This window comes from Streptococcus oralis, assembly GCF_001578705.1.
GTDB lineage: Bacteria > Bacillota > Bacilli > Lactobacillales > Streptococcaceae > Streptococcus > Streptococcus oralis_J.
Genome location: NZ_KQ969037.1, coordinates 271,733 through 278,824, shown reverse-complemented (window position 1 = coordinate 278,824; position 7,092 = coordinate 271,733). Strand labels below are relative to the sequence as shown.

Genomic DNA, 7,092 nt, shown 5'->3' with positions numbered 1-7,092 from the left:
GTCTGGTTGGCGAGCTGCTGACTTGAACAAACCGTTCATCAACATACCTTCTGCAAGGGATACACCCATACAGGCAAGACAAAGACCGAAAAATGTTAAATTCATGATGAATTCTCCTTTTATTTAAAATTTACTTACTTAGTTTAGTCCTAAAATTTTGATTTGTCAACTTTTTACTCACGTTGAAAGCGTTTCAGATAATTTATTTCTATTTTTGCTATTTTTATCCTATTATATAGAAAAATTTCTCATTTTAGAGCGAGTGTTTTTCCACTTTCATTCTGTTTTCTGAAACAAATTGAAAAAATCCAAGTTTGAAACTTGGATGAATTCATTTTATTTAAAATAATAGGAATAGTGTTGTTTGCAACCTGGATTAAATGGAGCACTACAGTAAGGACAAGCTATCTGTTTTTGATATTCTTGAAATGTCATAGTCTTCTTACAAGCCCCACACAAAATCGGTTGATCCTTGGAAAGCGTCAAGGGATAGGGCGAAAACATATGCGTCTCCATAGCATTATGACACTGATAGCAAGCATAATATTTTTTACACTCATAGCACTGAAGGGAAATGATATCCTTTTCGCCATGGTAATGAATACATCTGCCTTCATCATCAACTAACAAACCTTGTGCTTGAATCATTCACTTTTCCTTATCTAGGCACGAACTGTAACACTTGTCCCGTCTTCCTTATAGAGGTTAATGAGCCCTTCCTTGAGAGCGCGAACCATGTCACCTGCTTGCACAGGTTGTGGAACCTTGATTGTCAAGAGTTCCATTGGATTTGGAGCGCGGTCGATTTTATTTCCTTTAGAATCATGAAGATCTTCGATATAAGTCTCAAAATGACGGAAACCTGGACCGTAGAACTCAACTTGGTCACCTTCGTTGATAACGTTTCGTTGACGAATGGTTGCTGTTTGGGTCGCATCATCATAAGAAACGACTTCAGCGACAAACTTGTACTCAGGAATCTTACGACGAGCACCAAATAACTGCTCATTCTCAGACGGCGTACCATAGTAGAAACCTGTTGCCAATTCACGTTGGGCAACCTTCCACATCTCGTCTACCAAGTCTTGCTTGATAGCTTCAAACTTCTCAGGACTTTCAAGATATGCATCCACAGCTGCCTTGTAACAGTTTGTTACTGTTGAAACATAGTGAATGGACTTCATACGACCTTCAATCTTGAGACTGTCTACACCGTTTTCGATCATATCTGGAATATGGTCAATCATAGACATATCAACAGCAGACATTGAAAATTCTTCTGGAATTTCACCTTTAAGACTCTTACGTTCTTGACCAAATGGCATGTCGTAAAGATCGTATTTCCAACGGCAAGACTGAGAACAGCCCCCGCGGTTGGCATCACGCATACTCATGTGGTTTGATAGCGTACAGCGACCTGAGTAAGAAATACACATGGCTCCATGGACAAAGGCCTCAATTTCTACATCAGTGCGTTTGCGAATCTCTGCCAATTCTTCCATTGAAACTTCACGTGCCAAAACCACACGAGTTAGACCAAGTTCTTTCCAGAACTCTAAAGTTTCATAGTTAGTGGCACTGGCTTGAGTGGAAAGGTGGATTTCAAGACCTGGTGCTTCAGTCGCTGCAATCATGATCAAGGCCGGATCTGACACGATAACTGCCGCAATCCCAATGTCACGTAATTTGCGGAACCATTCTCCAGCACCGGCTTCATTTCCTTCGTGCATCACCATGTTAGCAGCCACATAGACCTTGGCACCATACTTAGCAGCGAACTGCACGCCTTCTTCCATCTGTTCAAAGGTGAAGTTTCCTGCACGGCTACGAAGACCATAGGCCTGTCCACCGATGAAGACTGCATCCGCACCATATTGAACAGCTACTTTTAGCTTTTCTAAAGTCCCTGCAGGTGATAAAACCTCAGGACGTTTTAATGTTTTTGTCATTTTTTCTCCTATTTGCAATATAAAAGTTTGACGTTTTTCCTTCTCATTTTATAGTAAATAAGCAATAAAATCAAGCCTAGACAGATTGTTTTGACAATTCTAATCTTTTCTAAAACAAAAAACTAGTCTTTCTAGACTAGTTATTTTCAAGATAAAATTCAAAACGTTCGCCCACGTATTGACTCTTTACATATTCGAAAGCTGTCCCATCATCTAGATAGGACACCTGAGTCAAAGCCAAGATTGCATGCCCCTTTTCGATTTCCAAGTAATGAGCAATTTTTTCCTTAGCCAACCTTGCATAAATGGTCTGTTGGGATTTGCCAATCCGGTAGCCATGTTCCTGCAAGGTTTGGAAGAAATGACTGGTGATTTCTTCTTTTTTGAAATCCTTAATAAATTTCTCAGGAATAGATGCGACTTCATAGACTAGCGGAACTTGGTCAGCGTAACGCACCCGTTCCATACGGATGATATTTTCAGTTGGTGAAATGCCTAGCTTTGCCACTTCCTGCTCGTTGGGAATGGTTCTTCTATAAGAAATGAGTTGACTGGAAGGAACTTTCCCCTGAGATTTGACAATCTCCGTAAAACTGGTCGTCCCCCGCATTTTTTCTTGAACACGAGTGCTAGAGACAAAGGTTCCACTTCCTACTCTGCGCTCCAAGACCCCTTCTTCAACCAAAAGAGAGATGGCTTGGCGCAAGGTCATACGGCTAACCTGAAACAGCTCTGCCAAATCTCGTTCACTCGGAAGTCTTTCTCCAATCTTCCAACGATGCTCATCTATATCCTTTTTGATCTGATCGTGGATTTTCATATAAGCTGGTAACATGCTTTTTCACTTCTTTTCTTTATTTTCTCTATTGTACCGTATTTGCCAATAAAAAGTCAAACTTTGCCTTGTTTAGTTGGTAATTCACCCCTATTTGTGATAAAATATTGAAAAAGATATTTCTTTTGAGAAAGGAAAAAGATGAGCAACATTTCAACTGATTTGCAAGATGTCGAAAAAATCATCGTGCTGGATTATGGTAGCCAATACAACCAGCTGATTTCACGCCGTATTCGTGAAATTGGTGTTTTTTCAGAGCTAAAAAGTCACAAAATCTCAGCCGCAGAGGTTCGTGCGATTAACCCTGTTGGGATCATCCTCTCTGGTGGACCAAACTCTGTATACGAAGATGGTTCATTTAATATTGACCCAGAAATTTTTGAACTTGGTATTCCAATTTTGGGAATCTGCTACGGTATGCAACTTTTAACTCATAAACTTGGAGGAAAAGTCGTCCCTGCTGGTGATGCTGGTAACCGTGAGTATGGCCAATCACCACTTACTCATACCACTTCTGCCCTCTTTGAAGGGACTCCTGAAGAACAGATTGTTTTGATGAGCCATGGCGATGCTGTTACAGAGATTCCAGCTGATTTTGTTCGTACTGGAACTTCTGCTGACTGTCCTTATGCAGCTATTGAAAACTCAGAAAAGCACATCTATGGTATCCAATTCCACCCAGAGGTTCGCCATTCTGTATACGGAAATGATATCCTTCGCAACTTTGCCCTTAACATCTGTAAAGCTAAGGGTGACTGGTCAATGGACAACTTCATCGATATGCAGATCAAGAAAATCCGTGAAACTGTAGGCGACAAGCGTGTTCTTCTCGGTCTATCAGGTGGTGTTGACTCTTCTGTTGTTGGAGTTCTTCTCCAAAAAGCGATCGGTGATCAATTGATCTGTATCTTTGTAGACCACGGTCTTCTCCGTAAAGGGGAAGCGGACCAAGTTATGGACATGCTTGGTGGTAAGTTTGGTTTGAACATTGTCAAAGCAGACGCTGCAAAACGCTTCCTTGATAAACTTGCTGGTGTTTCTGATCCTGAGCAAAAACGTAAAATCATCGGTAATGAGTTTGTTTATGTCTTTGATGACGAAGCTAGCAAGCTAAAAGATGTAAAATTCCTTGCTCAAGGAACGCTTTACACTGACGTGATCGAGTCTGGTACAGATACTGCTCAAACTATCAAGTCACACCACAATGTTGGTGGTCTACCAGAAGACATGCAGTTTGAATTGATTGAACCATTGAACACTCTTTATAAAGACGAAGTCCGTGCCCTCGGTACAGAGCTTGGTATGCCAGACCACATCGTATGGCGCCAACCATTCCCAGGACCAGGACTTGCTATCCGTGTCATGGGTGAAATCACTGAAGAAAAACTAGAAACTGTTCGTGAGTCTGATGCTATCCTTCGTGAAGAAATCGCTAAAGCTGGTCTTGACCGCGATATCTGGCAATACTTCACTGTCAACACAGGCGTTCGTTCAGTCGGTGTTATGGGTGACGGTCGTACATATGACTACACCATCGCCATTCGTGCTATCACTTCTATCGATGGTATGACAGCTGACTTTGCCAAGATTCCTTGGGAAGTCCTTCAAAAAATCTCTGTTCGTATCGTTAACGAAGTAGACCACGTTAACCGTATCGTCTACGATATCACAAGTAAACCACCTGCAACCGTTGAGTGGGAGTAGAGTATAAGAGTACCTTAAGCTAAGACTCTTTTCACAATCGTCTATGGTAAAAAATAATAGCTCATAAGACTTCTTTTCGTAATTAGTTCGTTCAAGTCTATTTTGCTAGAAATTTTATGAATGTTTATGATACTCTTATATTGTAAAAGATAAATTGCAAGAATAAGCGCAACATTTACTCTAACTCATCTACTAGAGCTTCATAAGCCGTTCTGTAAGCTAAACATTTTCGTGGTCGGTGATTGATATCATATAAGGCCTTGTTCAAAGCCTCATCAGAGATAGTAGCTAAATCTGTTTTCTTTGGGAAATATTCTCTTAGTAAGCCATTTGCGTTTTCATTGCTTCCTCTCTGCCAGGATGAATAGGCGTCCGCAAAGAAAAAGGAAATTCCTAAATTCTCTACCAGAGGATAGCAGGCGAACTCTTTTCCCCTGTCTGAAGTGAAGGTTTTAAGAGCCTCTTTTGGAAATAGCTTACAAAGTTGTTCGATGGCTGAAAACATGGCTTTGGCTGTTCTATCTGGTATCTTGAAAGCTAAGTAAAAACGCGTTTTTCGCTCTAGAAAGGTCGCTAAACATCCCTTACTTTTGCCTCTGGAAGACACTACAGTATCAAGAAAAGTTTTACGATTCCGGACCTCTTTAGGATTGGCAATCGATGTGCCAATCCTAAATCTTCCACGTGTTTCTTTGGGTTGTCGAGTCTTTCCTTTACGACGAAGGACGCTTAAATCCAGATCAATCAAACCAGCATAGAGCCAGTTATAGATGGTTTTAAAAGCTACCATTGGCCTTTGTTCAAGCTGATAGCGCCCACAAATCTGTTCAGGCGACCAGGAGGTTTTTAAACCGTTCTCAATTTCCTTTTTCAACTTTGGTGTGAAACAAGACTTCCGACCTTTTTGCTTAGCCTTGTGGTCGTACTGTTCCTGTGCTAAGACTGCGGAGTAACCATTTTGACATCGTCTCAACTCTCTTGAAATAGTAGACTTATGGACGCCAAGTTTTCTTGCAATTTGGCAAGGTTTTAAACCTAATTCCAAGTAGGTTTCTATCTTTATTCGGTCGGTTATGGTAAGATGGGAGTAGCTCATAGTTTTTCCTCGGCTTCTGTTTGTGTGGTTACTTACAGTTTACACCAATGAAACGCTATGAGTTTTTGTGTTGCACTATATTTTACAATTTATCAAAAATAAAACCGAAAAAAATCATGTAACTGTTTACCTGAATAAAATTATTTCCATTTGAATAAGATATAACACTTGAATACGGTGAGAGATAATAAATGGTAATGTATAATCAGATTTCAACTAAAGAAAGGACAACTTATGAATTTTGAAGCAAAATCGATACCGCTACAAACTTTTTTAACTGATAAGAAGTATATTATTCCCAGATATCAAAGAGAATATTCATGGGGTAAAGAACAATTAGAAGATTTCTATTCAGATATTGTGTCTAACATAAAAGAAGACAAAGGAATTTATGAAATACAGGAGTATTTTTTTGGTACTGTAATTTTAGTGGGAAAGATGGATAAAACAAATAAGCCTATTGAAATTATTGATGGACAACAAAGAATTACTACAATCACAATATTTTTATCTGTTTTATCGGATATACTTTACAATTATGATGATAACCTATCTACATTGTTATGGAAATATATAATTGCACAGGATAATGACGGGAATTTCTATAATGTTTTGGAAAATGACACTGCTTCTCCATACTTTCAAAAAAAAATTCAAATGAGAGGTATTAAACCCGAAGATGATCAGAAAAAAGATGATTATCCAAGAATTGACTATAGCGATATAGAAGATTTAGAAAAAGAACTCTCAACAGAGGCAAGACTTATTAAAGAAGCTCATGATTTTTTCAGAATAAAGCTAGAAGATGAAAATCTATCAGCACCCATTTTCAAGAATTCTAATCTTAGTAAAATAGACAAATTGAAACTAGTGCGAGATCAGCTTTTAGGAAGCTCATTCGTTTACATTATTTCTGAAAATGTAAATGATGTAAATGTCATATTTGAGAATATAAATTCAAAAGGGCTTCATCTGTCAGCTTTGGACTTGATTAAGAATGAAATTTTTTCTGTTCAGAATGAGACTGTTCCTCTCGATGAAGCAAAACTCATTTGGTCAACTATAAAAGAGAATCTCCGAAATGATGGCGAGTATATCTCTGTACAAAAATTCTATAGGTATTTTTGGCTATCAAGATATACATATAGTACGGATAGAGACTTATATAAAAAGTTTAAAAAGAATATTAATAAAAAGGAATATATGACATTTTTGAGGGAGTTAGAAACAGCTTCAAAAAATTATGCACGTATAATAAAACCAAAACATGATTATTTTCGTACTAGTTCAAAAGGTAATAATGTAGGTAAAGAAGATCTACAATATTTTATAAACTCCTTAGATTTTCTACAAAATACGTTAAATATCGAACAAGTACAAGTATTGCTTATTACGCTTGTTGATAGATACAATTCTGGCCTACTTAGTTTCAAGAATATGAAATCAATGGTTAGCTTTTTAGAGGAGTTCCATTTTATTTACAATGGAATTATGAAAGAAAGAACAAA

General features: G+C 38.4%; 6 protein-coding genes and 1 pseudogene. 2 read left to right on the top strand and 5 right to left on the bottom strand.

Annotation, left to right across the window (positions count from 1 at the left end; genetic code table 11):
* The 4 genes and pseudogenes from SORDD05_RS01345 to SORDD05_RS01330 all read right to left on the bottom strand — a co-directional run.
* A pseudogene (locus SORDD05_RS01345) lies at window positions 1-105 on the bottom strand (F0F1 ATP synthase subunit C); the annotation flags it as partial.
* 231 nt (window positions 106-336) lie between these two features.
* Complete coding sequence (locus SORDD05_RS01340; RefSeq protein ID WP_061416760.1) at window positions 337-648, bottom strand: CHY zinc finger protein; 312 nt, start codon at window positions 646-648, stop codon at window positions 337-339.
* A 14-nt stretch (window positions 649-662) separates the two neighbouring features.
* Window positions 663-1,949 carry a peptidase U32 family protein gene (locus SORDD05_RS01335; RefSeq protein WP_000169099.1) on the bottom strand — a complete coding sequence of 429 codons (1,287 nt, stop codon included), beginning with the start codon at window positions 1,947-1,949 and terminating at the stop codon, window positions 663-665.
* A gap of 136 nt (window positions 1,950-2,085) precedes the next feature.
* Entirely contained in the window at window positions 2,086-2,784 is a 699-nt protein-coding gene (locus SORDD05_RS01330) for a GntR family transcriptional regulator (protein ID WP_061416759.1), read from the bottom strand.
* 141 nt (window positions 2,785-2,925) lie between these two features.
* Between SORDD05_RS01330 and guaA the strand changes: the two genes are divergently transcribed.
* A complete protein-coding gene (gene guaA / locus SORDD05_RS01325) occupies window positions 2,926-4,488 on the top strand; it encodes a glutamine-hydrolyzing GMP synthase (RefSeq protein WP_061416758.1) in 1,563 nt (520 codons plus the stop codon).
* A gap of 175 nt (window positions 4,489-4,663) precedes the next feature.
* Here guaA and SORDD05_RS01320 read toward each other — a convergent pair whose 3' ends face one another.
* Window positions 4,664-5,584 (bottom strand): IS30 family transposase, encoded by a 921-nt coding sequence (locus tag SORDD05_RS01320; RefSeq protein ID WP_061416757.1) that lies wholly within the window; start codon window positions 5,582-5,584, stop codon window positions 4,664-4,666.
* A gap of 234 nt (window positions 5,585-5,818) precedes the next feature.
* Here SORDD05_RS01320 and SORDD05_RS01315 point away from each other — a divergent pair.
* Window positions 5,819-7,092 (top strand): DUF262 domain-containing protein (locus SORDD05_RS01315; RefSeq protein WP_061416756.1); only part of this gene is annotated, 1,274 nt, incomplete at its 3' end.